We start from the raw sequence: 25687 nt of genomic DNA, 5'->3' as shown, positions 1-25687 counted from the left end.
GAGATCGCTCACCGGATTCCTCGACCACCTGTGCGACGGAATGACGGTGCACTACCGCATCGCCGCGAACCCCCACAAGGCCTGTGGCCGCAACGGAATCCCATGCGTGGCAAGCGCGTACACCTCTGGGGCGATGACGCCGACCAATGGTGGATCACCCGCGCCGAACGACACGGCCTACGACTGCACACCGCCTCCGCGCGGCCTCACCGCGACGGCACTCAACCACGCCGGAAGCGCAAAGACCGCGACACCACGAAGGACACCAGAATTCGGCACAACTACATCCAGTTCGACGGCCTCGCCGAGATCACCGACGCCGATGCCGTGCGCGACGCCGTCGCAACCGGAATCGGCAAGGGACGCGCCCACGGCCTCGGCCTGCTCTCCCTCGTGCCGATCGCCGCGGCCTAGAGCCATGCGACGGCTCCCAACAACTCTCGGCGCACAACGGCGCAGGCACCGGAGACCTCCAGCGCGCGATCTTCGCCTACAACCAACTCGGCCAGCCCTACGTCTGGGGCGGTGACGGCCCTGTTGCCGGACAACGAAACCGACCACTCACGCCACAGCACGACGCGCCCGTCCCGGGCCTGAACGAGATCGGTCAGCAACGGGTCACCCGTGGCAGAGCTGACCGGGAACCGCACCCGGGCCCTGTCATGCGACTCGACCAGCGCGGTCGAAGCCGCCGCCTACGGGGTGACCCGATCCGATCGAACCGCAGCCGAGCCTGCGCAGCCGTTCCTGTTGGACGGGGTCGACGGGGAGCGCGTCTGGGGAATCAGGCCGTCGCGGTCGGGCTTGCCGGGCAGGTGCCCGCGGCGAGCCATTTCTCCTTCAGGTCGGCTGGGATGTTGAGCGCGGTGGACTGCCCGTCGGTGAGGGTGCGGACACTGCCGCCGAGCAGGAGGGTGCCTGCCTTGTCCAAGACGGTAGTGGCGATCTTGCTGGTGTCCTCGGATCGTTCCAGGACGCGCATCAGCCGGGTGCCGGTGCGGACGGCGCGGGTCCAGCCCGGTGAGTGCGGCACGTTCATCCAGTCAGCGACCTGTGGGTCGATCGTTTGCCGGACCATGGCGGCGACGACGCCGTCGAACACCTTGCCGGGCACCATCTTCTCGTACAGGTCGAGCAGGTTGCGGGTGAGCGCCACGCCTTCGGGCGATGGCGCGTACGCGGCCTCGACGAGGGAGGCGTTGAGCTGCCGCGCCTCGTCCAGGGTCTCCGGCATGGCCAGGGCGGGGATGCCGAGCATGGCGCCGGTCACCCGCCACACGTAGTAGTAGCCCTCGGCCTCCTCCTCGGTCACCGCGATGCCGATGCGGCGCATCCCGTCGATGACCTGCACCGAGAAGATGAGCAGTGCGCCGAGCATGTCCTGCTGGCACACGGGAACACCGTCGGCTTCGATGTCCCACTTGCCCGAGCGAGTGATGAAGTACCGCACGGCCGCGTGGATCAGCCGGGTCTTCTGCACGGTGGGCACGAACGCTCCGCCGGAACCGAACGGCTCGTGCCCCATCATGTTGAGCACGAACTGGGAGGTCTCCGACAGCCGCCGATGCGGCTGGTTCAACCGGTGCGTCAGCGCGAGCACCCGTGACGGACGCGGCTGGGCGTAGCAGTTGACCATCGCGCCGAACGAGAGCACGGAGGCGACGTGCACGCCGTCGTCGACGAAGAACTCGTACGCGCTGGCCACCCGGGCGAGGTCGGCCCAGCCGGGCGGATTGTCGGTGGCGATGAGGTAGGCGCGCACCGACTCCGGCAGGTTCTCGGGGATGGGCTGGTCGTTGGCGCGGAACTGTGCGAGGACCTCGTTCACGGAGTTCACCTGGCCGGTGGCGACGATGTCGGCGATCACGCTGTCGGCGAGCGGGTCGCCCTGGAACTTCAGTGCCTCCACTGCGGCCTTGTCGAGCATGTCGCTCTCACCCTCGTTCGCTGCGCGGTACGCCTTGTCGCGTCAGGCGAGCTAAGCGCTGCCTCGTGGCGCATGGCTAGATCGATCCGCGCCGATGCCCCGAATGCCCGTTCGTGTCGTCCGAACGGCCTATCGTCGGGGCGGTCGCTGGAAAGCGCAGAACGCGCGGGCCGCGGGCCACGCCGTGAACGTCGCTTCCTTCCGCCCTGCTCAGGGCCTCCACAGTGGAGCACTTCGGTACCTGCGAGGCCCTGCTGGCCGGGGACAACCTGCCAGGCCGGGGCGATACTCGCCGACGCCGCCCCCGAGCAGGTGGAGGCGTTGCGTTCCTACGGCGAGCAGTTGGGCATGGCCTTTCAGATCCGCGACGACCTGCTGCCCTACACCACCACGACCGCCGCGCTCAGCGACGTCGCCAACCGGCAACCCACCCTGGCCCGCACCCACCTATCCGGACTGCCGCCCTCGGCCAGTCGGGACCGGCTGGCCGAACTGGCCGACATCGCCGTCGACCGCGCCCACTGCCGATCCCGGGTATCCCCAGGGAATCGGTGAGGACCGCGAGACAGCACTCAACGTTTCCGTCCACTTCGGACTGTCCTTTGCGGACGAAGCTCGTCATGGTGTTCTTCTGCGCGCTTGACCGTTGACCGGTAAGTGCTTTGTGTTGGCAGCATGTCCAGAATGGACTACAACGACGCCCACGAAGTCAGCGGTGAGCTGGTCGTGCGCTTTGCCAAGGAAGTCGATCCCGGTCAGGTCGAACGCGAGGCCCGGCTGCTCACCATCGTTGCCGAACAAGGATGTCTGGCGTACTTCACGCCGCCGGGCCAGCCGCTGTCGCAGCTTTCTCGTCCACAATGGACGGTCCACGGCGTGGCGATCGCGCCGGGCGGTCTTCTACGCCAGGTGCAGCCTCATCCAGGACCTGGCCCACGGACTGGAAACCGGTCAGGACGCCTACGTCGACAAGTGCCTCACCGCCCTGTCATGGCTGTTCCCACCGGGATGGTGAACCGGGCCAGCGAGTCGGTGCGGCCGTGGTGCCGACAGCTTCGCTACCGGGAGCCATAAGCACGGGCGGGCTTTGCCACCGCTTTGTGCCCCGGAGGATTGCGCAGCAGCGAAGCACCCAGCGGCGTGAGCGTGTGCAGCACCGCTCCACCCCAGCGGCGACTCGTCACCAGACCGGCGTTGCGCAACACGGTCGCGTGCTGACTCGCCGACGCGGGCGAGATTTTCACCCGTTGCGCGAGTTCGCTGGTGGTGTGCCCGGCGGTGGCGATCGCTTCGAGCACTCTCGCGCGGGTGTTGCCGAGCAGGGCCGCCAGCGCGCGCTCGCTGTCGTTGTCGGCCTTCCGGAACGTGTCGACGATCCACTGGGCACCACGTTCCACGGGGTAGACCAGCACCGGCATCAGCGTCGGGTCCAACAGCGAAACCGGGTACTGGTAGCAGAAGAACGACGGCAGCAGGAGCAACCCCCGGCCTTCCAGGTGCAACTCCTGGTCCACCGGGAACTCGACTTCGAGAACCGGGTACGACCAGCGCATCACCGGCCTCAACCCGGACAGCAGCCCCTCGGCTCCCGCGTCCAGCAGGGTGCGGGCGCGAACGGTCCGCTCGGCGTCGACACACGCCTGCATCATCGACTGGTACGGCGCGAGCGCGACCTCGTGGTAGGTGACGATCGCCGAGGTGAGCCTGCGCAGGACCGCACGGTCCCCCTCCGCCAGCGCGCTCACCCAGAACGGCAGCTGGTAGCGGTTGTCCAGCAACTCCAGCTCGGCCCGCAGACGCTGCTTCGGCGTGCTGAGAATCGCCTCGATGCCCGCGCGCAACCCCTGCGACCCGGTGGTCGGCGTGAGGAAGTCCGGGAAGTAACCGCGCGGCGGCAACAACGGCAGCAGCAACCGCAACTGGTCGAGCAGGCTCGGCTGAGCACACGCGGAGCGCACGTGGTGCCGCCAGCCGTCGAACACCACATCGCCTTCCCGCGCAAGCAGGCGATGCACGCTGAGCACCGTCTCCCACAGCGGGTCCGGCGCGGCGGCCACACGCGTCCGGCCCAGATCCTCCGCGGTGAAGTAGATGCGCAGCATGGCGGCTCCCGTTCTCCCCAACGACATGACATGTGAAAAGCGTCACGCCCAATCCGGTCATGTCAACGGACATGCAGAGATCTCAAAGCCCTGCCTCACACCTGGGCCGAAAGGAGCAAAAGGGGCGCATGACCTGCACACCCTTCGAGGGTCGTCCAAATGGGGACGCCGGGGGCGAGGGTTACCGCGAACCTGATTCACGTGTGAGACCGCTCACACGCCGTGTTCGGACCACCCCAACTGCCCCACGGAGAGCAACATGATCAAACGATTGGCCACCCTGCTGGTCGTCGCAGCGTCGACCATGGCCCTCTTCGGCGGCGTCGTCTCCGCCGCCCCCGTGATCCCCGCGAGCAAGGCCGAGGCCTCCATCGGCTCGGTCAACGCCCTGTCCAGCAAGGTCCTCAACCACACCTGGTACGGCCAGCAGACCGGCTACTGGTGCGGTCCCGGCTCGGCCCAGATCGCCATCGGCACCAGGCGCACGCCGCCCAGCCAGCAGACCCTGGCGAACTTCATGGGCACCCACACCGGCGGAACCGACCACATCAACCGGATCCAGCGCGCGCTGAACTACTACATCGGGACCAGCTGGTTCGAGCTCAAGCGCATGTACGACCCGCCGACGCAGGCCCAGCGCAACCTGCTCGTGCGCGACCTGGTCCTCAACGTGAACAACAACTTCCCGATGGTCGCCAACGTGATCAGCGGCTGGCGCCCGCCCGGCTACCCCGGCGGCGCCATCTACCACTACGTCGCCGTTGTCGGCTACCGCTCCGGCGGGGCCGAGGCCCTGATCGCCGACCCCGCAGGCGCGGGCCACGGTGGCGGCGGCTGGTGGAACGTGCCGCGCACCTACTGGGTCAGCACGCACAACCTGGGCACCTGGATCGGTGGCAGCTCGGGTTACACGGCCTGATCCCTCGTCCCTCCACAGTGGACTCGTCCACTGTGGAGGGACCTATGAGTTCCGCGCCAACGGGAGGAAGGGCCGCGCGAGTCTGCTCTCGCGCGGCCCCTCAACAGGTGGTGGGGTTACTTCTTGAAGGCGTCCTTGACCTTCTCCACAGCCTGCTTCAGGTTGCCCTTGATCTTCTCGGCGGTGCCTTCGGCTTCCAGATCGGGGTTGTCGGTGGCCTTGCCCACGGTTTCCTTGGCCTTGCCCTTGAGCTCGTCGCCCTTGGCCTCGAACTTGTCGCTGGTGCTCACAGGTGATGTCCCTTCTGTGCTGGTCACCCACGTCCGCGCCGCCGCACGCGGTTCGGCGGCGATGGAATGGGCGCCCCGCAGACGTGCCCACAGGGACTGCGAGCGAAACGTCCGTACCGCCAGCACCACCGCGTGCGGCTTCTGCTGGCCCGTGCGATGTTCTCGCCTCCGGGGCGTGGATGGCCGTGGGCGCGCATGCGATCGGCAGGCTCCAGGCCGGAAGGGCACTGGTGCGCGAAGAAACCACGGCGAGCCATGTCCGCGCCGTGCCGACGGGCAGCGGTGCGCGGCCGTTCGTCGATCCTCAGCGGCGGCATGCGGTGCTTGGCGCGCTCGGCGTTGGTGAGCCGCACGACTCGGTCCTCCACCTCGGCCCGCCAGGCGTCGCTGCCGACCACCCTGGCGAGGAACCGCCGGATCTCTTCGTCCTGGTGTCGCGGAACTCCTTGCCCCGCACCAGGTCCTGCGATGCGATGACGAGCCGCCGCGCGCTTCTTCCGCGCCACTCAGTCTCCCTTGACCACGATCGTGCGGGCCGCGATCCCCTCGGCGACGAGCCTGCCGACAGTTTCCGCGTGATGTCCGCGGTGTCCCAGCTCTCGGCCATCAGCCGGAGCACGTCGACCTCCCTCGGCACCATGCGGACCGGAACTGCATCCACCCCCTGTGGCCGCGGCCGCGGGGATCGCGGTCAGAGAGGCGGTCACAACGGCGACGGCCATTCCGGCGACGACGCGGGACAGAATCGACATGCGATTTCCTCTCCGTGATCTCGTTGAGCGCCAACATGTTCACTGCCGCTCTCCGCGGAGTCACCCGTCCTGCCCCAACTCGCCCGTGCTTGCTGCCCTGCCGCGCCCGCGGAGGACCGACCGTCGAGTTCCGGCACCCTGCGATCCAGCCACTCGACAAGACTGATGGTCGCCATGGCCGGGTTGATCCAGAGGCCGGGGAAGACAGGTGATCGCATGGCCGAGGTGCGGCACATCGACGCCATTCCCGCGCTAGTGCCGGGCTTGGCCAGCCGAAGCGGACCGTCATGCCCAGCGGTGAAGGGGGTCCTTCCAGGCCCGTCCACTGTGGAGCCGTCGGAGCGCGTGGGGGATCATCGAGGTGTGAAACCGATCCCGAGAGCGGACTACTCGGTGGACGTGCGCCCTCAGCGCTGGGAGGTGGCGCCCTGCGTAGCCCATCTCTACGAGGGTGTCTGGGAAGTCACGCTGAACACGATGGTCACAGTGGCGTTCGTGGCCGACCTCGGTCAGCCGGTGGACTACCAAGCCCAGATCCCGGGCAACCTCGACGCGCTCACCACAGAAAAGCAGGCCCGCATGGTGACCGCGGTGCTCGCTGACTACGTGGTGACACCGAACGCCGAGTTGGCAGGTCGCACCGTTCGCACCACCCGGCCACCGGTACTGGACTGCGATGGTGACGGAGTGGTGTTCTACGTCGATCCGGTGCACTACGCGCTCATGGCCGCCGATCTGGACGCGTTCGACCTCGTCGACGCCACGATCTCCGAACTGCGCGGACGGCCGGCTGTGGATTTCGTCGAACGCGTCGTCGTCACCTCGCCAGAGTTCGACCACCGCGACGCGTACTGGCTGCGCAACAGGAGCTGACCCCCGGGGCTGTGAGCCACGAGGAACAGGACGGGACCCCGTGAAATATGACGAGCTGAAGGCGTACGTCGCCGCGTCCTTCGAGTACGACTGGATGACGCTGCTCGACATCGTCGCGTACTTCCACGAGGAGGCCGACGAGGACGCGGACCCGACCGACTTGCTCTTGCGGGGCGCACCTACGAACTCGACATCGGCGAGATCGCGTGGTTCACGTCGCCTGAAGACGCCTCCCGGTAGTGCCACGATTGTCAACGGGTGCACGCTGATCAGCTCAGCGTGCGCCCGTTTTGCGTTGTGGTGCCAACCGATTCCCTCAATCTTGATCGGGCCGCCACCACAGCCCGGACAACGACTCGGCCAGCCCTACGTCTGGGGCTCCGCCACGACCAGGGCCATCACCGCGGGGTCCTGATACTCACGCCACAGCACGACGCGCCCGTCCTGGACCCGCACCACCACCGCGAACGGCGCCGCGGCACTCAAACCGTCGGCCAGGCGGACAGCCTCCACCTCGAACTCGATGACGGCGACCTCCGGGTCGGCCGTGTCGTGGACGACCACCTCGCGCACAGCCGTGAACCGGACGCGTCCGGCAAGCCCTTCCCGCCGCGACGCGACCAACGCGACGAACGTGTCCCGCCCCTCGAACCGGCGCGGCGCACCGGGCGGGGCGAACGGGGCCTCGACCACACCGTCGTCAGCGAGCAGGGACTCCAGCCCGTCGGAACCGCCCGCCAGCATCATGTCCCGGAATCGCTCGAACGCCTCCCGCGGCCCCGCCAACAACCCAACGCCGTTACCCGCCATCACTCGCCCCTAACATGAGTCACCACTCATCATCCTGTCGCGGACTAGGATGATGAGTAGCCACTCATGTTGTCAACGTCTGGAGCCGACCGTGTCCGAGCCGCCCCTGCGCGCCGACGCTCGCCGCAACCGCGCACGCATCCTGGCCGCCGCGGCCGAGGTCTTCGACGAGCACGGCACCTCCGCGTCGACCGAGGAGGTCGCGCGCCGGGCGGGCGTCGCCGTCGGCACCGTCTTCCGGCACTTCCCCACGAAGAACGACCTGCTCGCCGCGATCATGAAAGATCTGCAGAGCCGGCTCACCGCGGAGGCCGAGGCACTCGCGGCGAAGGACGAGGCGACCGCCCTGTTCACCTTCTTCGCCGACATCGTCGAACACGCGGCCAGCACCCGCACCGTGATCCACCTCCTCGCCGCCGCCGGAACCAACGTGGACGTCGACCGCCAGCTCGCCGCACTCGGCGAAACGCTCGACGCCCTGCTGACGCGAGCCCGGAAAGCCCGCACCGTCCACAGCGAAGTGCGACTCGACGAAGTCATCGCACTGCTCACCGCCGCCTGCCAAGGCACACTGGCCGCCGGATGGACGCCCGATCTCCGCCGCCGCACCGTCGCCCGCCTCCTTGACGGCCTGCGCGCCTGAACGAGCCCTGACGATCACGACAACAACTTCCGCCGAGGCTGCGCTCGTGGACCTGACCGCCAACTGGAGAAACTCGCGGACATAATGCGACTTTCACAGCGAGCACTATTTTTCAGGTGCGCAATCGAGCACGCGGGGTTCTTTATGCTCGCGACGGCGTTCGCGGGCCATGCGACGGACGGGATCAGCGGGCGGCCATCGGCTTCATTGACCCGGGACAAGATATCGCGATGAGGTATTGAGCCGAACGAGCCGTGCGGCAGTCGAATGCGCGATCGCGCACCTGAAAACCTGGAAGATACTCGCCAACGGCCAAACGCAATCCGTCTTCCACGTGGGCGATCCGAACGCGGCTGTCGGAGGGCTGGGGCATAGTGAGGCCATGAAGTACGTGCTGCTGATCTGTGACGATGAGAAGGTCTCGCCGAGCATGGAGGAGATCGAGGCGGACCCCGCGCACCAGGCGTTCGCGGCGGAGGTGGACCGGCGGGGAGCCAGGCTCGGCGGCGCGCGGTTGCGGCCGGTGGCCTCCGCCACGACCGTCCGCGTCCGCGACGGCGAGACGCTGGTGGCCGACGGTCCCTTCTCCGAGACGAAGGACTTCATCGGCGGCATCGACATCATCGAGTGCGCCGACCTCGACGAAGCGATCGAGCTCGCCGCGCTGCACCCCTACGCGCGCCACGGTTGCATCGAGGTCCGCCCGGTGTGGGAATGACCGCGACGGCCGTGCGCGCCGCGGTCGACGCGGCATACCGCGACGAATGGGGCCAGGTGGTCGCCACGCTGATCGGCCAGACCGGCGACTGGGACCTGGCGGAGGACTGCGCACAGGACGCGTTCGCCGCCGCGCTGACGACGTGGGAGCGCGACGGCGTCCCGGATCGTCCGGGCGCGTGGCTCACCACGACGGCGCGCAACCGGGCGATCGACCGGCTGCGCCGGGACAGGGCCGGGGCTGCGAAACTGCGACAGTTCGCCGTGCTGGAGCGCGACCCGGTCGAGCCATCGGCGGAGGACATCCCGGACGAACGGTTGCGGCTGATCTTCACGTGCTGCCATCCCGCACTGCCCTTCCCCGCCAGGGTCGCCCTGACCTTGCGCACCCTGGCCGGACTGAGCACCGGGGAGGTCGCCAAGGCCTTCCTCACCGCCGAGCCGACGATGGCGCAACGCCTGGTGCGGGCCAAGCGCAAGATCGTCGAGGCCGGAATCCCGTACCGGGTTCCCCCGCCGGAGCAGCTGCCCCGGCGCCTCGGCGCCGTCCTCGCGGTGCTGTACCTGATCTTCAACCAGGGCTACGACGAGGTCGACGGACGCAGGGCGCTGGCGGCCGAGGGGCTCCACCTCGCCCGGGTGCTCGTCCGGCTGTTGCCCCAGGAGCCCGAGGCGCGCGGCCTGCTGGCACTGATGTCGCTGCTCGAGGCCCGCCGCGCGAGCCGCACCGACGACGGCGTGCTGGTCACCCTGGAGCGGCAGGACCGATCCCGCTGGGACCGCGCGCTGATCGCCGAAGGTGTCGCGGCGCTCGACGAAGCGCTGGCCATGCGGCGCTCGGGGCCGTACCAGGTGCAGGCCGCGATCGCGGCGTGCCACGCCACCGCGCCCGACGCCACGTCGACCGACTGGGCGCAGATCGCCGTCCTGTACGAGGAGCTCGCGCGGCTGGCGCCCTCACCCGTGGTGGAGCTCAACCGCGCCGTGGCGGTCGCGATGGCCGAGGGCATCCCCGCCGGGCTCGCCCTCGTCGACCGGCTCACCGAGTCCGGCACGCTCGACGGCTACTACCTGCTGCCCGCGACCCGGGCCGACCTCCTCCGGCGCGACGGTCGCCGCGCCGAGGCGGCCACCGCCTACGAGCAGGCGCTCGCCCTGGCACCGACCGAGGCCGAACGCCGCTACCTGACAACCCGCTTGTCAGAGCTCTGACCTGCACGAAGAAGAAAGTCGAGATGTGTCACCCGGTCGATGTCGATACCGGAGGGCCTCCTTCGTCGGTGGGGCACACCCACCAGAGGAGAGAGGCGAGAACGATGTCCAACACCCAGTACCTCACCGCCACCACGACCGTCGACCGGACGCCGGAGGAGGTCTTCGCGGCCATCACCGACGTCCGCGGTTGGTGGAGCGAGAACGTCATCGGTGACACCACCGCCCACGGCGACGAGTTCGTGTTCACCGACGACTCCGCGTACGCCGGTGAGACCGTCCACGCCAAGCAGGGCATTCGCTACGCGCGGTTCCAGCTCACCGAGGTCGAGCCCGGCCGACGAGTGGTCTGGCACGTCGTGGACTCCTACCTCACCTTCATCGACGACCGCGACGAGTGGACCGGCACCGACGTCGTCTTCGACATCACCGCCGACGCCACGGGCACGACCCTGCGCCTCACGCACGAAGGCCTCACCGCGGCGGAGTCCGCCTGCTTCGAGGACTGCTCGCGCGGCTGGACCTTCTACATCACCACGAGCCTGCCGCAGCTGCTCAGCACCGGCACCGGCCAGCCCATTCCCCGCTACGACCACTGACCGACGGGAGCTGAAAAGGACAGAGAACCCATGTCTACCACCGAGAACACCATGAGAACCGTCGTCGCTGAACCGACATCCGCGCGCCAGCGGCACCGCGGGCTCGTACTGGGGCTGGTGTGCGCCGCCCAGGCGATGGTCGGCCTCGACATCGCCATCGTGAACGTGGCCCTGCCCTCGATCCAGCGAGACCTCGGCGTCAGCCAGAGCGCCCTGCAGTGGATCGTCGTCGCCTACGGTCTGCTGCTCGGCGGATTCCTGCTCGTCGGCGGTCGCATGGCCGACCTGCTGGGACGCCGTCGTGTCCTGCTCACCGGCCTCGGCGTGTTCACCGTCGCGTCCCTGCTGGCGGGCGTGGCCCAGCACGCGGGCCTGCTGATCACCGCCCGTGGGCTCCAGGGGCTGGGCGGCGCGCTCATCGCGCCCGCGGCCCTGTCGCTGCTGGCGGTCACGTTCGACGAAGGGCGAGAACGCAACCGGGCCCTCGGCGTCTTCGGAGCCGTCGGTGCGGCGGCCGGAACCGTCGGCGTCGTCGCGAGCGGTCTGATCGCCGCCGGTCCGGGCTGGCGATGGGCGTTCTTCATCAACGTTCCCGCGGGCATCGTGCTCATCGCGGTCGCCGCCACCTGCCTCGCCGCCGACGATGTCCGTGGCCGTTCCGGGCGCCTCGACCTCGCGGCGGCGAGCACGGTCACCGGCGGGCTGCTGACCTTCGTCTACGCACTGCACCACGCCTCGACCCACGGGTGGACCTCCGCCGGGACGCTGGCGTGGTTCGCCACGGCCTGCGCGCTGACAGCCGCGTTCGTGCGGATCGAGAAGCGCTCGCCGGCGCCGCTCGTGCCGCCGAGAGCGCTGAAGAACCGCACGCTCGTCGCGGCGAACCTCACCGCGTTCCTCGCCTACAGCGCGTTCTTCTCGTTCATCTTCCTCGGATCGCTGCTGGCACAACAGGAACTCGGCTACTCACCGACTCAGACCGGTCTGGCGTGGTTGGCCACGACGACGACCGTCTTCGCGGCGTCCTCGGCCGCCGGGCGCCTGGCTGCCACCGCGAGCGTTCGGCGCCTGCTGGTCACCGGCCTGACGTTGTTGGTGATCGCGATGGTGTGGCTCACCCGGGTCCCCGCCGACGCCGACTACCTCGTCGACCTGTTCCCCGCGTTCCTGCTCGCCGGGCTCGGCTTCGGGTTCTGCGTGCCGTCGTTGCAGATCGGCGCGCTGTCCGGCATCGGAGAACAGGACGCGGGACTCGCTTCGGCCCTGATCGAGACGATGCGCGAGATCGGTGGCGCGGCAGGCGTCGCGGCGGTCTCGACGGTCCTCGTGGCGGGGACCGGGCTCGGGGGCTTCCACACCGCGTTCGCCGCCATCGGTGTCCTCGCCGGTCTCGGAGCTGTCACCGCGACGATCGGGTTCCGGCGCGGAGCCTGACCGGGGCGAGCGGGAGTGACATGGTGCCCGCACCCTGCCTGACCCGCCGCTGAAATGCGCGAGCTTCGGCGGCCGGGTCCGTGCCAGGATGCGGGCCATGTCCCTCGACGTACGCGCAGTCGACCTGAGCGCGCTCAACTCGCTGACCAAGTACCCGTCCATCCCGACCTACCACACGCTCGACTCCGGCAACGGCGGCTTGCTGGAGACCTGCGTGGCGTTCGCGGGCCCGGTGATCGGCACGGAGAAGGTCGACGGCACGAACGCGCGCGTCATCTCGTTGCCCGGCGGTGATTTCCTGCTCGGGTCACGGGAGGAGCTGTTGTACGCCAAGGGTGATCTCATCGGCGACCCGGCGCAGGGCATCGTGGCCGCGCTGCGCGCGTTCGCCGACGGGCTCGCGCCGGTCGCCGACGACGTGATCCGCGTGCACTACGTCGAGGTCTACGGCGGCAAGGTGACGGGGGCGAGCAAGCAGTACACCGGCGACCGGACGACGGTCGGGCACCGCCTGTTCGACTGCGTGGTGCTGGCCGACTACGAGGCGATGCTGGCGAAGCCGCGGGCGGAGATCTCGGCGTGGCGCGAGTCGGGCGGCCAACCGTTCGTGCCGGAGGAGGAGCTCGTCGCGATCGCCGAGCGCGACGGGCTGGACCTCGCGCCACGGCTGTTCACGCTGGATCCGGCCGAACTGCCGCGCGAGATCGACAAGATGCGGCAGTTCCTCGGCGAACGTCTGCCGAAGACGTTGGTGGCGCTGGATGACCAGGCGGGCGGGCAGCCCGAGGGCATCGTGCTGCGCAGCGCCGACCGTTCGACGATCGCGAAGGCTCGCTTCCAGGACTACGACCGCACACTGCGCCGACGCAAGTAACAGTGCTAGGAACACACCGAAGCGAGGTGCGCGAGGAGCAAAGCGGTCGTGGTCTCGGCGGCTTCCTCGGGGATGTTGTGCCCGATCCCCTCAAGGTTCTCCAGCCGATATGGCCCGGTGACCCAGTTCTTCGTCGCGTGCACGCCCGAGGGCGCGACCATGGGGTCCTTCGTGCTCGCGATGAAGAGCGTCGGCACCGCGACCCGCTGCTCGTAGCCTTTGAAGTCGTTGGCCCTGTACCAGTTCAGCGCGGCGGTCAGGGCACCCGGTTGGGAAAGGCGCCGGAAGTACTCCGCGCACTTCTCCGCCGGAACGCCCGGCAGCTTGGGCGGTCCCGACGCGAGAATCTTGTCCTCGGGGATCGGAGCGGGCTGCCGGAAGAAATCCATGTACTTGGATGCCTCCTGCTGCACGGGATCGGTCCGCAGCGCCTCCGCGAAGGCGCCGAGGTGCGGCACGGAAACAGCGGTCAGCGAACGCACCCGGTGTGCGTACTTCGCTGCGGCGATCCAGGCAACCGCGGCACCCCAGTCGTGTCCGACCAGGTCGAACCTGCGCCAGCCGAGGGCGTCGGCCATTGCTCGAACGTCCCCAACGGCACGGTCCAACCGGTAGTTCTCGATCCCGGTGGGCCGTACGCCCGGCGAGTAACCCCGCTGGTCCGGCGCCACCGCCCGGTATCCGGCAGCGGCGAGTGCGCGCAACTGGTGGTCCCACTCGATGCCGAGCTCGGGAAAGCCGTGCAACAACAACCCTTTCCGGCCATGTCGCGGTCCGGCGGCAACAGCGTCGAAGGTGCCTGCGGGAGTGGAGATCCGCAGCGGCGTGATCCGCGGCGACTCGGCCGCATGTGCCGTGCCCGCGATACCGAGAGACGCCATACCGGCGGCAGTCAGTTTGATGAAGCCGCGGCGAGAGTGAGAAATCGACATGCGGGCCAGCTTGTCGGTTGACCAGGACGAGGACCATGGGGACCGCCCCCGTTGTGCTGCTCGGGCTGCCCCTACCAACGGCGGGCTTTGTCCACAGTGGACTGACTGTGGCGGCCTCGAAGGGACAGGTCGTTGAGCCAGACTGGGCGAGTGGTGGAGATTCCGTTGCCGGGTGGCTTCGTCAACCGTGTCGTCAAGGTCGGGGATACGGTGCGGCGGAGCCTTGGGGATCGGGCCGAGTTCGTCCATCGGCTGCTTCGTCACTTCGACCAGCACGGGTGGGCGGGCGCTCCGAGGCTGCTCGGGGTGGATGAGCAGGGGCGCGAGGTCCTGACGTTCGTGGACGGCCATGTCGCCTGGCAGTCCCCGACAGATCGAGTGAGTTCGGACGAGAGCCTGGCGCGGGTCGCGCGACTCGTTCGCGAGTTCCATGACCTGACGGCAGGCACACCGCTGGCGGGCGACCAGGAAGTGGTCTGCCACAACGACTTGTCGCCCAAGAACACCGTGTATCGCGACGACGACAGGGATCTGCTGCTGCCGATCGCCTTCCTCGACTGGGACCTCGCCGCGCCGGGCGCTCGTATCCACGACGTGGCACACATGTGCTGGCAGTACCTGGATCTCGGCTCGGCGGTGGACGATCTCGCCACGACGTCCCATCGGTTGCGCGTGATGTGTGACGCCTACGGCCCGGTTGATCGCAGTCGAGTCGTGGAGACGATCCTGTGGTGGCAGGACCGGTGCCAGCACGGGATCGAGGCCCGCGCGGCGGCCGGCGACGCGGCGATGGCGCGCCTGAGGGACTCGGGTGCCGCCCGGGCCGTGCGTTCCGCCCATGAATGGGTTGCCACGCACCGTGCCGAGTTGGAAACGGCGTTGGCCTGACGCTGAACCGCACAGGAGACCACGTCTTGGCCTTCCTCAGCCGAAATCCGGCTGCCGGGTGGTGAGAAGACCTTGTGCTCCACGTCACGACGGCGAAGCGGATGTCGGCGACTCCGTGTGGGAGAAAGTCACCTCGGCGGTCGCGGACCCAGGTGAACGGGAGCGGTGGAACTATGCGCTTCGGAGTCGTCATCCTGCCTGAGCACCACTGGCCTCAGGCTCGGGAACTGTGGCAGCGGGCCGAGGATCTCGGTTTCGACCACGCCTGGACCTACGACCACCTCCGATGGCGGTGGCTCAGCGACAAACCCTGGTTCGGCACCATTCCCACGCTGACGGCGGCCGCCACGGTCACCTCGCGGATCAGGCTGGGCACGCTGGTGGCCAACATCCGGCTCCGGGACCCGGTCATGTTCGCCAAGGAGATCATGACGGTCGACGACATCTCCGGTGGCCGGATGATCTGCGGCGTCGGTTCCGGCGGGCCCGACCGGGACGTCCTGCTGCACGACGAGTTGACGCGGGCGCAGTGGGCGAACAGGTACGCCGAGTTCGTCGAGCTGACCGACTCGCTGCTGAGCCAGCGGCCGACGGCCTTCGAGGGCTCGTACTACCGCTGCCACGACCTCGTCCTGCAACCGGGATGCGTGCAGCGCCCCCGCGTTCCGCTCGGTGTCGCCGCAGCGGGGCCACGCGGAATGCGGCTGGCGGCGCGGTTCGCCGACACGTGGATCACGATGGGGGCGCCGAACCTCTTCGACGCCGCGCCCTACGCCGACTCCGTGCCGCTGGTCGAGGAGCAGGTCTCCGCACTGGAGCGGGCGTGCCACGAGGTGGGCCGGGACCCGTCAACGATCGACCGCCTGCTGGTCGCGGGCCCCTCCATCAGCGGTGTGCTCGATTCGGTCGGCGCCTTCCAGGACGCGGCCGGACTGTTCGAGGAGGCGGGGATCACGGACTTCGTCGTGCACTGGCCCCGCCCGGAGTTTCCCTACCAGGGCGACCCCGAGGTCCTGGCGGACATCGCGGGCTCGCTGCCGAACGCTTCCAGGAGAGGGTGACCGTGATCCGGTACGAGATGGTCAACATGTTCGCCGACCGGCCGTTCTCCGGGAGCGCGCTCACGGTCGTGCCGGAGGCGGACGGCCTGTCGACGGCCTACATGTGCGCTGTGGCAAAGGAATTCGGCACGCCGGAGACTGCGTTCGTGCTGCCGCCGTCCTCCGCGGAGGCCACCTACCGGGTGCGCGTGTTCACCCCGGCGGGCGAGACCCCGTTCGGCGGTCATTCGTCACTGGGCACCTCGGTGACCCTGGCCCGGTTGGGGCTGATCGACAAGGGTCCCGTCGTGCAGGAGTGCGGGCCGCGGCTGCTGTCGATCTCTGTCAGTCCGGACGAGGGAACCGTCACCGCCAGGCAGCCGGTCGCGGCGCAGGAGGTCGACCTGGCCCTGCTGACCGCGGCGGCCGGGCTGGACGCGGCTGACGTGCTCGACGCGCCCGCGCGGACCGCGGGGTTCGGGCCCGCCTTCCACTATCTCCCCGTCCGCCCCGGCGCGGTGGAGCGCGCGGCCGGTGACATCGAGCTGATGGGGGCGCGCGAGCTGCCCGACGTCATGGTGTTCTCGTGGGACGAGGCGACGAGGGTGGTCACCGCCAGGGTTTTCGCGCCCGGGTACGGCATGCCGGAGGACCCGGCATGCGCGTCGAACGCGCTGGGCCTCGGCGCCTGGCTGGTTGCCGCGGGCTGGCTTCCCGGGGCGGACGGCACCTACGACTACCTCATCCGGCAGGGCGTCGGATCGGCGCGGGTCGGCACGGTCTCCTGCTCGGTGACAGTGACGAGGGAGTCCGGCGGCGTGTCGGAGGCGTCGGTCACCGGGCGCGTGGTCCCGGTCGCCCGAGGCGAGATCTTCGCTGCTCCGGGCGCGGTCGACTGAACGGGGCGAACAGTCGAACCGGGCCACGGCGCGGGTGAGCTCGGTCAGGATTCATGTGCGGCGCGGTCCAGCGTGGTCTTGATCCACAGGTCGATCGCGAGATTCCGCTTCTCCGCCGCCGCGCGCCAGCGCGTGAGGTCGCCCGCGGAGAAGCTCATGTTGAACCCGCCTCGCCGTTCCGGGCCGTCGGGTCTCTCGGTGCTCGCGTTCACCTGCCGCCGCAACTCGTTGCGGGACCACTTGTGCCCCTCGGCGAGTTCGAGCCAGTGGTCCTGCTCCTCGGCGGGGAGCGCGGCCACCACGACGTGGTGCTGGAAGCTGAGCCTGTCCCGCCGGCGAGACGCCGGGAACCGGCGCGCGACCCAGGCGTAGTTCCGCAGCGTCTGGTAGTCGAGGGTGGTCTCGGCGATGGCTTTCTTGTACCTGTCCGGATATCTGTCCTGGCCGAAAACAAGCCAGTCGCCCACCCACCAGGCCGAGGACTCGTGCACGGAACTGAGCTGGTTGCCGATCTGCATCCACGCCTGGAGCGAAGTTTTCTCCGGCAACGTGAGACTGGTGCGGAGCGTCACGATATTGTGTTGCGAGGAAAGCGAAGGAAGCGCGTGCAGTGGCTGCGATTCGGAATTCTGGGATAGACCCAGTGCTGTTGCCATGTCGACTCCGGGTACGACTCGTTCCGCAGGACGTGCGGAGTGGACTTCACTAGTCCAGCCCGGAAACTGCGCTCAATTGCTGGGCCGGCTGTGCTGTTTGCGAGTATCAAGCTATCGGCCCACGTCGTGCAAGGCAGCTGCACGGTTGTACAGATAAAAAGTTTGAGCGTCGCCCCGGTGCCGACCAGTTCACAGGCACCTCACGCTGCAGGTTTCCCGGTGACGACCCATCTCTTTCGGACACATATATGCCCATACCAGAAGCGTGCACGCAACCGACGAATCATTTTGTTTTCAAATAGAAGAATCAAGATTTTTTCTCGCCACACCTGGGGGTAGGCTATCTACGCCATCGAGACACAGCGAACGGGCCTGGCGGAGCTCGGGTCCGGAATTCCGGCGCTCGATACGGAGACCGCGCGGCTGCGCGAGTGGCTGGCGGCGGCCGACGACCGGACGTGGCGGCGGTCCACGCGGTGCGCGGAGTGGAACGTCCACGACGTCCTCGCGCACCTGGCCAGCGGCGAGCTCTACAACCAGGCGTGCCTGCGCGATGACATCGCCTCGCTCGGGGACTGGGCCGACGATGAGGCCTACAACGTCGGCCAGGTGGAACTGCGCAGGTCGATGACCCACGCCGAGGTCTTCGCAGAGTGGCTGGACCGGCACGCCGACGTCCACGGCACCTGGCGCGGCATGGACCAGGCGAAGCCCCTCGTGACGAGCTGGGGCCCGTACGCGGTCGGGATGCAGGCGTGGCACATCGCCTCGGAGTACGCGACGCACTCCGACGACATGGGTGTCGAAGTCCCCGAGTCCGAGGTCGCCGCCCGGCTCGACTGGCGGTTCTCCTTCTCGTGCCACGCGCTCCGGGAGTGCGAGGTCGACATCGACGTGGAGGTCCTCGGGGACGACCAGGTCCTGGTGTGCGACGGCCCGGTGGAGCTCGTGCTGAGCCGCGAGCAGTTCGTCGCCGCGGTCAGCGCCCGGCTGCCCTACGACTCCGTTACCGCCGATCCGCTCGGGCACGACGTGCTCCGGAGGATGACAGTGCTGGTGGGCCCGTGAAGCCCTCTCGAACCCTCGCCTTCGTCTGGTTGATGCTCGAAGGCGCCCAGGTCGCCATCGGCGGAGTCGCCCGCTACGTGCGGAACCTGCTCGACGAGCAGGACGCCATTCGGAACCACCTCGCGGCGCGCGGCTGGAAGGCCGACTTCATTCTTGGTGAGCCGTATTACCAGAGTGCCGCGGCGGGCTACGACGAACAGCGCTGGCAGGCGGTGCGCGAACACCTGGCATCCCGTGGCGGTACGGCGGTTCGACTGGTCAGCGACAGCGATGGCCTTGTGGGATGGGGCGAGGACCGGTTCTGCAACGCGCTTTCCGCGGCTGGCGCACAACTCGTGCTGGATACCGCTGAGCGATACGAGGCGGTGATCGCGATTTCTGGTACGAGTGCGTTCGCCCGAGTGCCGGGAATGGTGCAGCGCCAAGCCGAGGGGCTCGCCGAAAAGGTATTGCATGTGCATACTTTCGGGCTGGCCACGCACGACACCGCCCGGGTTCCCTCGCCCGCCGAGATCGCCGCGGACGCCGACGTGGCCTTCTGGGCGCGGCACAGCGAGCGGGTGACCGTCGGCTACATCTCCGACTACACGGCGGAGCTCTATTCGAAGGTGTACGCGATCCCGCCGAATGCGTTGCTGCCCAACCGAAGCGCGATTCCGCGCCACGCGAGCCGGTTCGCGGTGCTGACCGAGGCGGAGATCGACCGGAGGCTCACCGGCCTCGGCCTGCCCGACCGGGGCGATCTCGTGTTCATGTGGGGCCGCAACAGCGCGCCCGGCCTCGACAAGGGCTACGACCTCCTCGTCGAGGCCGCGCGCGAGGTGCCCGGCGTGGTCCCGGTGATCGCGACCCGGCAGCCGGACCCGGGCCTGCGGGAGCTGGCCGATCGGCTGGACGTGCCCGTCGCGCTGCTCGCGGACCAGCCGTTCTCGACGATCTCCGCGATCGTCCAGTCCCCGCGGACGCTGGCCGCGGCCTTCCTCGGCGAGGCGGAACCCGGTGCGGTGTCGCCGATGGAGGCGATGTGGGTCGCGCGCGAGTCCGGTGCCGTGGCGATCGTCGCGAACACCGGCAACCTCCCCGAAGTCGTCGGCGCGGGAACGGCGGGGATCGTCGCGGAGCGGACGACGGCGGGGGTCGCCGACGCGCTGCGCCGAGCGCGGAGCCTGACCGCCGACGCCCGGCGGCGGATGCGTAAGTCCGGCGCCGCCAGGGTGGCCGAGCACTTCGACTTCGCCACCAACATCACCGAGCTGGTCGACGCCGCGGTCGACCGGTGGGTCGGCGTCGCATGAGCGCCGGTCGACGGGCCCGCGTGGGAAGCCTGCGTTTCGCGGGCTCGCGGGTGACCAGCCACGTCGAGCGCGACCTCGTCGAGACGGCTCTCCCGGCGCCCGAACCCGATCACGCGGCGGCCCGGATGCAGCTGTTCGAATCCCTTGTGGCCGCGGCCCACGACGGGCACGAACTCTATGGACGCATCGAAGACCTGCACGGAACCACCACTGGTGACGGTCCGGCCAGTTCGGTGTCGAGACGCGCGGTGCTGGTGACCTCGATCAGCGGTGGGACGTCCCGCACCCGGGCCGCGGTCGTGTCCAGCGCGGAGGCGGTCGAACCGGCGAGCCTCGCGGTGGAAGCCGAGCACCTGCCTCGGCATTCCGGCCCCCTGCCCGCACACGTGGTGTTCGAACCGATGGCGTTCGCCGAACTCATCGCGGAGTTCGCCGCGGTCGCGCTGACGGTGAACGGCCGGGAGGACGTCGACCGGTTCCGGAGGTACTGGGAGGGCGCCAGGATCGCGGGCCCCGGCTTCACCGTCACCGACGACCCGGCGGCGCTGGGCGGCTGGGCGGTCGACATCGAGGGCACGGCGAGCCCTCCACTGGTGCTCGTCGACGACGGGGTCGTCACGGGGAGCGTCCAGGACCGGGAAACCGCTGCTGCGATGGGAATCCCGCCATCGGGGCGCGCGTCCCGCGACGTGCTCGGCCTCTGCGCGTACCCGGCCAACCTGGTGATCGACCTGCCGTCGGCCCCGCCTCGCGGTGACCCGCACCTGCGCGTCGAGCGCGTCCACTACGTCAGCGTCGTCGACCCGGCCACGGGCACGCTCACCGCTGCCACCCGGGACTTCACCACGGTCGTGACGGACGGCAGGGCGGTCGCCGCCGTGCCGTCGATCCGGTTCACCGTCGACGTCCCCCGCCTGCTCCGCAACGTCCTCGGCGGTGTCGGCCCCGCCCGAACCGTCCCTGTCAGCTGGGGCGGATGTGTCGTCCGGACACCCGCGGTCTCAGTGGCGGACCTGCCCCTGACCGTCTCGATCCCCCACTCGCCCAACGGAGTGCACCCATGAAGATCTTCCTCGACACCCCGGATCTGTCCATTGTGGAGCAGTGGTTGCCGCAGGGCATCGTCGACGGGGTCACGACCAACCCGACCCTGCTCAGGAAGTCGGGGATCGAAGACGTGATGGGCGCGGTCTCCGCTCTGGCGCGGCGAATCGCGCCCCGCGACCTGTCCGTCCAGGTCAGCGGAACCAGTCATGACGAGATGGTCGAACAGGCGCGGCGCTACACCGAGATCGGCGACAACATCGTCATCAAGGTCCCGGTCATCTCGCCTGACGGTGAGCCCAACCTCGACGTGATGACGACGCTGCACGGCCTCGGCATCCCGGTGAACGCCACCGCCTGCCTGAACACCGCGCAGGTGCTCGCCGCCGCCAAGACCGGCGCCCGCTACGCCAGCCTGCTCTGGGGTCGGGTGGGTGACGAGGGCGGCTCCCCGGAGACCCTGGTCGCCGACATCACCGATCTCCTGCGCAGGCACCACTTCGCCACCCAGCTGCTCATCGGGAGCATGCGCTCCCCCGCCGACATCACCAGGGCGTTGACCGCGGGCGCCGACGCGGTCACCGTGCCGCCCCCGTTGCTGCGGCGTTGGCTCGACCACCAGTACTCCCGCGCGACGGTCCGCGAGTTCCAGATCGACGCGGGGGTGAAGGACGCGTGAGCACCTACATCCCTTTTGCCGAACCGTGCTTCGACGAGACGGAGGAAGAGGCGGTCCTGCGCGTCGTCCGGAGCGGCTGGGTCTCGACGGGCGCCGAGGCACGGGCGTTCGAGGAGGAGTTCGCCGCCTACATCGGGTGCGAGCACGCCGTAGCGCTCAACTCGTGCACCGCGGCGCTGCACGTCGCGTTGATGGCCTACGGCATCGGCCCCGGTGACGAGGTCATCGTGCCGACCATGACGTTCACCGCGACGGCCGCCGCGGTGGCGCACACGGGGGCGACACCGGTGCTCGCCGACGTCGAGCCGGTGCACCTCACCCTCGATCCCGAGCAGGTCAGGAGCCTGATCACGCCGCGGACCAAGGCGGTCATCCCGGTGCACTTCGGGGGCCGCATGGCCGATCTCGGCACCCTGATGGAGCTCTGCGGGGAACACGGCCTGACGCTCATCGAGGACGCCGCGCACACGCTCCCGGCCCGCGACGGCGACGCTGTCGCCGGTCGGATCGGTCACGCCTCGGCCTTCTCGTTCTTCGCGACGAAGCCGATCACGACGGCCGAGGGCGGGATGCTGTGCACCAACTCGTCGGCCATCGCCGACCAGGCACGGCGGTGGGGGCTGCACGGACTCAGCCGCGGCGCGGAAGATCGCTACCGCCCGGGGAAACGAGCGCAGTACGACGTGGACCGGCCGGGGTTCAAGTACAACATGTCCGATCTCCAGGCCGCCCTGGGCCGCGCCCAGCTGGCCAAGGCGGACCGGCTGCACACTCGCCGGACCGCCATCGCCGAGACCTACCTGCGCGAGCTGGCGGGGTCGGACCACCTGGAGCTGCCCCCGCCGGACACCGAGACCAACCGCAGTTCCTGGTACCTCTTCCCGGTAAGGCTGCGTGTGGAGTTGGACCGAGATGAGTTCCGGCAGCGACTGCACACACTGGACGTCGGAACGAGTGTGCACTTCCAGCCTCTGCACCATTTCAGCTGGTACCGGGAGAACGTCGTGCGAGCGGGCCAGACCTTCCCCGTGGCCGATTCCGTCTATCCCACCCTGATCTCCTTGCCGATCTTCCCGGGAATGGACGACAAGGCGGTCTCGCGGGTCGTTTCCGCGGTGAGTGCCCCGTGATTGCGCCGTCGACACTGGTCGTGCTGGCGGGCGGCCTCGGGAAAAGGATGGGCGAGTACACGAACGGGACCGCGAAGGCGCTCGTTCCCGTGGCGGGTGAGCCCTTTCTGGTCTCCGTGCTCCGGAGCTACCGCAGCCAGGGGATCACCGATGTCATCCTCTGCACCGGGCACCGCGCGCAGCAGGTCCAGGACGTGCTGGGCGATGGGGCTGAGCTGGGGCTCCGCATCGCGCACAGCGTGGAGCCCGAACCACTCGGGCCCGTCGGCGCGCTCCGGCACGCGCGGTCGCTGCTTCCGGACACCTTTCTTCTGACCTACTGCGATGTGGTTCTCACGATTGCTCTGTCGCCGTTCGTCGAGGCTGCCCGCGAATGCGGCTATCCCGCAGTAATGGCGGTCGGGAAAGCACCCACAGCTGCCGAAACCAATGTGCTGTTGCGAGAGAAACGCGTGAGCGCCTACTCCAAGAATCCGCCGCCGGAGGGCGCGGTGTACTGCGACCGAGGGCTGCTCGTGCTGAGCAGAGAATTGCTCGACCGGCATCCTGGGAGGGACGAGGAGGCTTTCTACGGCTCGCTGGCGGCCAATGGCGAGCTTGGCGCCGTCAGGATTCAGGAAGCGGGCATGGACATCGGGACAGCGGATCGCTACGAGCGCTATCTGCGGATCGGGGCGAAATGATCGAGGTCTCGGCGCCCATGCGGCTGTCCCTGGCGGGCGGTGGTTCGGATCTGCCGGAGCACTACGAGCGGCACGGCTGTCGTCTGCTCGCCGTCGCGCTCACCGAGCGGGTGACGGTGCGGGTCGCCGCTGTTCCTTCGAGGGTGACGCTGCGCGCACTGGGCGCGGTGACGAGCGCCGACAGCGCGCGCGAGCTGTCCGATCCCCTGGTCCGCGCCACCCTGGAGCACTTCGGTGTCACGCGCGGCATCGACATCGCCGTCGACTCCGGCGTGAAGCCGGGCAGCGGGCTCGGCGGCTCCGGCGCGTTCCTGGTCGCGCTCACCACGGCGGTCTCCGCCTTCACCGGGCGGTCGCTCGAACCGCCGACCGCGGCGCGGATCGCGTTCCACATCGAACGCGAGCGCTGCGGACGGCCTGTGGGGCAACAGGATCACTGGGCCGCGGCGTGCGGTGGAGCCATCGAGCTGAGCATCGCCAAGGACGGCACGGCGGTCGCCCGCCAGGTTCCCGAACTGGGCCGGGCGATCGCCTCGATGCTCGACCGGGAGTTGCTGCTGCTGCGCACGCCGATCACCCGGTCCGCCGCCGTTCCGCTTGCGGCGCAGGCAAAGGCGCTGCGGGGCTCATCCGGCATGCGGCAGATCCAAGGTCTCCTCGACAAGTTCCGTGCCGCCTTCCTCGCCACGGACATCGCGCGGATCGGCGCGCTGCTGCACGAGCACTGGACGGCCAAACGCGCGATCAGCAGCTCGATGAGCACCGCGGAGATCGACCGCTGGTACGAGCTGGTCCGCGAGCACGGCGCGTACGGGGCGAAGCTCGTCGGCGCGGGCGGAGGCGGCCATCTGCTGGTCGCCACAGAGGCGGGCGGTGCCGACCGGATCGTGGCCGGACTGGCGCCGGAAGGACTCGTCAGGGTGCCGATCGGCACGAGCGACAACGGGGTAACGGTGAGCCACAGTCAGGAGTTCGTGTGATGCATCGGATCGGCATCATCGGTACCGGCCTCCAGGCCGTCCGTCGTGCACAGTCCATTGTGGAGGCTGACGACGCGCGTCTGGTCTCGGTCGCCGGAGCCACCGCGAAGGCGGCGGAGGCGTTCGCCGCGAACTACGACATCCGCGCGGCGCCCGACTGGCAGTCCATTGTGGACGATGACGATCTCGACGTCGTCATGGTCTGCGTGCCGCCGCACCTGCACGCGGAGATGACCATCGCGGCACTGCGGGCGGGAAAGCACGTGCTGTGCGAGAAACCGTTGGCGCGCAGCGCTGCCGAGGCGGAGGACATGTGCCGCGCCGCCGAGGAGACCGGCCGGGTCCTCGCCTGCGGCTTCAACCACCGGCACCACCCCGCGCTCGTCGAGCTGCGCGAGCTGATCGACAGCGGCGCGCTCGGCCGCTCGCTGTGGGCGCGGGTGGCCTACGGCATCGGCGGCCGCGAGGGCTACGAGCGGGAATGGCGCGCCGATCCCCGGAAGGTCTCCGGCGGGCAGCTGATGGAGCAGGGAATCCACGTCATCGACCTGCTCAGGAGCTTCTTCGGCGAGATCGACGCGGTCACCGGGGTCCGGGCGACCTCGGTGCTGCCCATCGCGCCGCTGGAGGAGGACGCCATGGCGCTCGTGCGCCACCAGAGCGGCGTGATGGCCACCGTCCACTCCTCGCTCACGCAATGGGTGAACGCGTTCCGGTTCGAGGTGGGCGGAGACTCCGCGGTGGCGGAGGTCAGCGGGCTCGCCGGTTCGTACGGCGTCCAGACGCTGACGGTGTGGCAGCGGACGACCGGGCCCTTCTCGGCGACCAGAAAGGAATTCCGGTCAGGGGATCGGTCGTGGGCCCGGGAATGGGCCGCCTTCGGCGAAATGCTGGCGGAACCGGAATCCGGGCTCGCTTCGGCACGGGACGGGGCCGCCGCGATCCGCGTTGTCGAGGCCATCTATTCGGCCGCCGACGAGCTGCGCTGGGAGAAACCATGAGACCGGTGGACGAGATCCTCGCCCTCCTCCGCGAGGTGGTCCGCGATGACGAGGCCGTCGAGTTCACCGAGAACACGACGCTGTTCAGTTCCGGGCTCCTCGACAGCATGGCCCTTGAGGAGATCCACGCCGCCATCGAGGAACGGTGGGCGCCGATTCCACCGGGAGAGCTGACCAGAGCCAACTTCGACAGCCCGCTCGCCATCGCCGCGATGGTGGCCCGAATCACCGCCTAGGAGA

The 25687-nt window shown here is 69.0% G+C and carries 31 protein-coding genes; 23 read left to right on the top strand and 8 right to left on the bottom strand.

Features of this window, described 5'->3' with window-relative positions; translation table 11 throughout:
- Positions 1-30: 30 nt before the first annotated feature.
- Positions 31-414, top strand: coding sequence for a type I-E CRISPR-associated protein Cas6/Cse3/CasE (locus tag NLX83_RS22015; protein WP_374118790.1), 384 nt, complete (start codon positions 31-33; stop codon positions 412-414).
- Between the two features lie 370 nt (positions 415-784).
- On the opposite strand, the gene NLX83_RS22010 is transcribed toward NLX83_RS22015, so the two are convergent.
- Positions 785-1927 (bottom strand): oxygenase MpaB family protein, encoded by a 1143-nt coding sequence (locus tag NLX83_RS22010; RefSeq protein ID WP_254237014.1) that lies wholly within the window; start codon positions 1925-1927, stop codon positions 785-787.
- 72 nt (positions 1928-1999) lie between these two features.
- On the opposite strand from NLX83_RS22010, the gene NLX83_RS41105 reads away from it, so the two are divergent.
- Both NLX83_RS41105 and NLX83_RS21995 read left to right on the top strand, forming a co-directional pair.
- Positions 2000-2482 (top strand): polyprenyl synthetase family protein, encoded by a 483-nt coding sequence (locus tag NLX83_RS41105; protein WP_256564237.1) that lies wholly within the window; start codon positions 2000-2002, stop codon positions 2480-2482.
- 129 nt (positions 2483-2611) lie between these two features.
- The gene (locus NLX83_RS21995) at positions 2612-3001 is read left to right on the top strand and encodes a hypothetical protein (protein WP_254237013.1); all 390 of its coding nucleotides are present in this window, start codon (positions 2612-2614) and stop codon (positions 2999-3001) included.
- Here NLX83_RS21995 and NLX83_RS21990 read toward each other — a convergent pair.
- Positions 2986-4029, bottom strand: a complete 1044-nt coding sequence (locus NLX83_RS21990) for an ArsR/SmtB family transcription factor (RefSeq protein WP_254237012.1) — start codon at positions 4027-4029, stop codon at positions 2986-2988. The genes NLX83_RS21995 and NLX83_RS21990 overlap by 16 nt on opposite strands.
- Before the next feature lie 259 nt (positions 4030-4288).
- Here NLX83_RS21990 and NLX83_RS21985 point away from each other — a divergent pair, with 259 nt between their 5' ends.
- Positions 4289-4948, top strand: coding sequence for a C39 family peptidase (locus tag NLX83_RS21985; protein ID WP_254237011.1), 660 nt, complete (start codon positions 4289-4291; stop codon positions 4946-4948).
- A gap of 116 nt (positions 4949-5064) precedes the next feature.
- Here the strand turns inward: NLX83_RS21985 and NLX83_RS21980 are convergent, their stop codons facing one another.
- Genes NLX83_RS21980 through NLX83_RS21970 form a run of 3 tightly spaced genes read right to left on the bottom strand, consistent with a single transcriptional unit; the run spans position 5065 to position 5990 of the window.
- On the bottom strand, positions 5065-5238 hold the full coding sequence (locus tag NLX83_RS21980; RefSeq protein WP_254237010.1) for a CsbD family protein: 174 nt from the start codon (positions 5236-5238) through the stop codon (positions 5065-5067).
- Positions 5239-5261: 23 nt separating this feature from the next.
- Complete coding sequence (locus NLX83_RS21975; RefSeq protein WP_254237009.1) at positions 5262-5744, bottom strand: CAP domain-containing protein; 483 nt, start codon at positions 5742-5744, stop codon at positions 5262-5264.
- Positions 5745-5990, bottom strand: a complete 246-nt coding sequence (locus NLX83_RS21970) for a hypothetical protein (RefSeq protein ID WP_254237008.1) — start codon at positions 5988-5990, stop codon at positions 5745-5747. It abuts the gene before it with no gap.
- Positions 5991-6353: 363 nt separating this feature from the next.
- Here NLX83_RS21970 and NLX83_RS21965 point away from each other — a divergent pair, with 363 nt between their 5' ends.
- The gene (locus tag NLX83_RS21965) at positions 6354-6863 is read left to right on the top strand and encodes a hypothetical protein (RefSeq protein ID WP_254237007.1); all 510 of its coding nucleotides are present in this window, start codon (positions 6354-6356) and stop codon (positions 6861-6863) included.
- Between the two features lie 366 nt (positions 6864-7229).
- Here the strand turns inward: NLX83_RS21965 and NLX83_RS21960 are convergent, their stop codons facing one another.
- A complete protein-coding gene (locus NLX83_RS21960) occupies positions 7230-7673 on the bottom strand; it encodes a nuclear transport factor 2 family protein (protein ID WP_254237006.1) in 444 nt (147 codons plus the stop codon).
- Between the two features lie 91 nt (positions 7674-7764).
- Between NLX83_RS21960 and NLX83_RS21955 the strand changes: the two genes are divergently transcribed.
- The 6 genes from NLX83_RS21955 (at position 7765) to NLX83_RS21930 (ending at position 13152) form a co-directional block, all read left to right on the top strand.
- Entirely contained in the window at positions 7765-8316 is a 552-nt protein-coding gene (locus tag NLX83_RS21955; RefSeq protein ID WP_254237005.1) for a TetR/AcrR family transcriptional regulator, read from the top strand.
- Between the two features lie 382 nt (positions 8317-8698).
- Positions 8699-9034, top strand: coding sequence for a YciI family protein (locus tag NLX83_RS21950; protein ID WP_254237004.1), 336 nt, complete (start codon positions 8699-8701; stop codon positions 9032-9034).
- Positions 9031-10245: an RNA polymerase sigma factor gene (locus NLX83_RS21945; protein WP_254237003.1), complete on the top strand. Its 1215-nt coding sequence runs from the start codon at positions 9031-9033 to the stop codon at positions 10243-10245. Before NLX83_RS21950 ends, NLX83_RS21945 begins: the two co-directional genes overlap by 4 nt.
- Before the next feature lie 104 nt (positions 10246-10349).
- Complete coding sequence (locus NLX83_RS21940) at positions 10350-10844, top strand: SRPBCC family protein (protein WP_254237002.1); 495 nt, start codon at positions 10350-10352, stop codon at positions 10842-10844.
- Positions 10845-10874: 30 nt separating this feature from the next.
- On the top strand, positions 10875-12278 hold the full coding sequence (locus NLX83_RS21935) for an MFS transporter (RefSeq protein ID WP_254237001.1): 1404 nt from the start codon (positions 10875-10877) through the stop codon (positions 12276-12278).
- Positions 12279-12375: 97 nt separating this feature from the next.
- On the top strand, positions 12376-13152 hold the full coding sequence (locus tag NLX83_RS21930; RefSeq protein ID WP_254237000.1) for an RNA ligase family protein: 777 nt from the start codon (positions 12376-12378) through the stop codon (positions 13150-13152).
- A 5-nt stretch (positions 13153-13157) separates the two neighbouring features.
- Here the strand turns inward: NLX83_RS21930 and NLX83_RS21925 are convergent, their stop codons facing one another.
- Positions 13158-14033, bottom strand: a complete 876-nt coding sequence (locus NLX83_RS21925; RefSeq protein ID WP_254236999.1) for an alpha/beta fold hydrolase — start codon at positions 14031-14033, stop codon at positions 13158-13160.
- 201 nt (positions 14034-14234) lie between these two features.
- Here NLX83_RS21925 and NLX83_RS21920 point away from each other — a divergent pair, with 201 nt between their 5' ends.
- The 3 genes from NLX83_RS21920 to NLX83_RS21910 all read left to right on the top strand — a co-directional run bounded on the left by NLX83_RS21920 (position 14235) and on the right by NLX83_RS21910 (position 16911).
- Complete coding sequence (locus tag NLX83_RS21920) at positions 14235-14972, top strand: phosphotransferase (protein WP_254236998.1); 738 nt, start codon at positions 14235-14237, stop codon at positions 14970-14972.
- Positions 14973-15145: 173 nt separating this feature from the next.
- Positions 15146-16033, top strand: coding sequence for an LLM class flavin-dependent oxidoreductase (locus NLX83_RS21915; protein WP_254236997.1), 888 nt, complete (start codon positions 15146-15148; stop codon positions 16031-16033).
- Positions 16030-16911, top strand: a complete 882-nt coding sequence (locus NLX83_RS21910; protein ID WP_254236996.1) for a PhzF family phenazine biosynthesis protein — start codon at positions 16030-16032, stop codon at positions 16909-16911. Before NLX83_RS21915 ends, NLX83_RS21910 begins: the two co-directional genes overlap by 4 nt.
- A 44-nt stretch (positions 16912-16955) precedes the next feature.
- On the opposite strand, the gene NLX83_RS21905 is transcribed toward NLX83_RS21910, so the two are convergent.
- Positions 16956-17483, bottom strand: coding sequence for an LmbU family transcriptional regulator (locus NLX83_RS21905; RefSeq protein WP_254236995.1), 528 nt, complete (start codon positions 17481-17483; stop codon positions 16956-16958).
- A gap of 426 nt (positions 17484-17909) precedes the next feature.
- Between NLX83_RS21905 and NLX83_RS21900 the strand changes: the two genes are divergently transcribed.
- The 9 genes from NLX83_RS21900 to NLX83_RS21860 are packed head-to-tail and all read left to right on the top strand — an operon-like array spanning position 17910 to position 25683.
- The gene (locus NLX83_RS21900) at positions 17910-18635 is read left to right on the top strand and encodes a maleylpyruvate isomerase N-terminal domain-containing protein (RefSeq protein WP_308209366.1); all 726 of its coding nucleotides are present in this window, start codon (positions 17910-17912) and stop codon (positions 18633-18635) included.
- The gene (locus NLX83_RS21895; RefSeq protein ID WP_254236994.1) at positions 18632-19930 is read left to right on the top strand and encodes a hypothetical protein; all 1299 of its coding nucleotides are present in this window, start codon (positions 18632-18634) and stop codon (positions 19928-19930) included. Before NLX83_RS21900 ends, NLX83_RS21895 begins: the two co-directional genes overlap by 4 nt.
- Before the next feature lie 20 nt (positions 19931-19950).
- Entirely contained in the window at positions 19951-20994 is a 1044-nt protein-coding gene (locus NLX83_RS21890; RefSeq protein WP_254236993.1) for a metallopeptidase TldD-related protein, read from the top strand.
- Complete coding sequence (locus NLX83_RS21885; RefSeq protein WP_254236992.1) at positions 20991-21653, top strand: transaldolase family protein; 663 nt, start codon at positions 20991-20993, stop codon at positions 21651-21653. The genes NLX83_RS21890 and NLX83_RS21885 overlap by 4 nt, the downstream gene beginning before the upstream one ends.
- The gene (locus NLX83_RS21880) at positions 21650-22783 is read left to right on the top strand and encodes a DegT/DnrJ/EryC1/StrS family aminotransferase (RefSeq protein ID WP_254236991.1); all 1134 of its coding nucleotides are present in this window, start codon (positions 21650-21652) and stop codon (positions 22781-22783) included. The genes NLX83_RS21885 and NLX83_RS21880 overlap by 4 nt, the downstream gene beginning before the upstream one ends.
- A complete protein-coding gene (locus tag NLX83_RS21875; RefSeq protein ID WP_254236990.1) occupies positions 22780-23466 on the top strand; it encodes a nucleotidyltransferase family protein in 687 nt (228 codons plus the stop codon). Before NLX83_RS21880 ends, NLX83_RS21875 begins: the two co-directional genes overlap by 4 nt.
- Positions 23463-24446: a GHMP family kinase ATP-binding protein gene (locus tag NLX83_RS21870; RefSeq protein WP_254236989.1), complete on the top strand. Its 984-nt coding sequence runs from the start codon at positions 23463-23465 to the stop codon at positions 24444-24446. Before NLX83_RS21875 ends, NLX83_RS21870 begins: the two co-directional genes overlap by 4 nt.
- Positions 24446-25447 carry a Gfo/Idh/MocA family protein gene (locus NLX83_RS21865; RefSeq protein ID WP_254236988.1) on the top strand — a complete coding sequence of 334 codons (1002 nt, stop codon included), beginning with the start codon at positions 24446-24448 and terminating at the stop codon, positions 25445-25447. Before NLX83_RS21870 ends, NLX83_RS21865 begins: the two co-directional genes overlap by 1 nt.
- Entirely contained in the window at positions 25444-25683 is a 240-nt protein-coding gene (locus NLX83_RS21860) for a phosphopantetheine-binding protein (RefSeq protein ID WP_254236987.1), read from the top strand. The genes NLX83_RS21865 and NLX83_RS21860 overlap by 4 nt, the downstream gene beginning before the upstream one ends.
- Positions 25684-25687 lie beyond the last annotated feature (4 nt).

The organism is Allokutzneria sp. A3M-2-11 16, from assembly GCF_024213555.1.
Lineage (GTDB): Bacteria > Actinomycetota > Actinomycetes > Mycobacteriales > Pseudonocardiaceae > Allokutzneria.
The sequence above is the reverse complement of the archived record's forward strand: the minus strand, read 5'-3'. Positions and strand labels throughout refer to the sequence as shown.

Bases quoted from the DNA above. Each gene is read 5' to 3' on its own strand.
- NLX83_RS21915 (WP_254236997.1), top strand. From the start codon at position 15,146: ATGCGCTTCGGAGTCGTCATCCTGCCTGAGCACCACTGGCCTCAGGCT.
- NLX83_RS21930 (WP_254237000.1), top strand. From the start codon at position 12,376: ATGTCCCTCGACGTACGCGCAGTCGACCTGAGCGCGCTCAACTCGCTG.
- NLX83_RS21935 (WP_254237001.1), top strand. From the start codon at position 10,875: ATGTCTACCACCGAGAACACCATGAGAACCGTCGTCGCTGAACCGACA.
- NLX83_RS41105 (WP_256564237.1), top strand. From the start codon at position 2,000: ATGGCTAGATCGATCCGCGCCGATGCCCCGAATGCCCGTTCGTGTCGT.
- NLX83_RS21940 (WP_254237002.1), top strand. From the start codon at position 10,350: ATGTCCAACACCCAGTACCTCACCGCCACCACGACCGTCGACCGGACG.
- NLX83_RS21960 (WP_254237006.1), bottom strand. From the start codon at position 7,673: ATGGCGGGTAACGGCGTTGGGTTGTTGGCGGGGCCGCGGGAGGCGTTC.
- NLX83_RS21990 (WP_254237012.1), bottom strand. From the start codon at position 4,029: ATGCTGCGCATCTACTTCACCGCGGAGGATCTGGGCCGGACGCGTGTG.
- NLX83_RS21945 (WP_254237003.1), top strand. From the start codon at position 9,031: ATGACCGCGACGGCCGTGCGCGCCGCGGTCGACGCGGCATACCGCGAC.
- NLX83_RS21925 (WP_254236999.1), bottom strand. From the start codon at position 14,033: ATGGCGTCTCTCGGTATCGCGGGCACGGCACATGCGGCCGAGTCGCCG.
- NLX83_RS21995 (WP_254237013.1), top strand. From the start codon at position 2,612: ATGGACTACAACGACGCCCACGAAGTCAGCGGTGAGCTGGTCGTGCGC.
- NLX83_RS21985 (WP_254237011.1), top strand. From the start codon at position 4,289: ATGATCAAACGATTGGCCACCCTGCTGGTCGTCGCAGCGTCGACCATG.
- NLX83_RS21885 (WP_254236992.1), top strand. From the start codon at position 20,991: ATGAAGATCTTCCTCGACACCCCGGATCTGTCCATTGTGGAGCAGTGG.
- NLX83_RS21950 (WP_254237004.1), top strand. From the start codon at position 8,699: ATGAAGTACGTGCTGCTGATCTGTGACGATGAGAAGGTCTCGCCGAGC.
- NLX83_RS21870 (WP_254236989.1), top strand. From the start codon at position 23,463: ATGATCGAGGTCTCGGCGCCCATGCGGCTGTCCCTGGCGGGCGGTGGT.
- NLX83_RS21860 (WP_254236987.1), top strand. From the start codon at position 25,444: ATGAGACCGGTGGACGAGATCCTCGCCCTCCTCCGCGAGGTGGTCCGC.
- NLX83_RS21970 (WP_254237008.1), bottom strand. From the start codon at position 5,990: ATGTCGATTCTGTCCCGCGTCGTCGCCGGAATGGCCGTCGCCGTTGTG.
- NLX83_RS21865 (WP_254236988.1), top strand. From the start codon at position 24,446: ATGCATCGGATCGGCATCATCGGTACCGGCCTCCAGGCCGTCCGTCGT.
- NLX83_RS22010 (WP_254237014.1), bottom strand. From the start codon at position 1,927: ATGCTCGACAAGGCCGCAGTGGAGGCACTGAAGTTCCAGGGCGACCCG.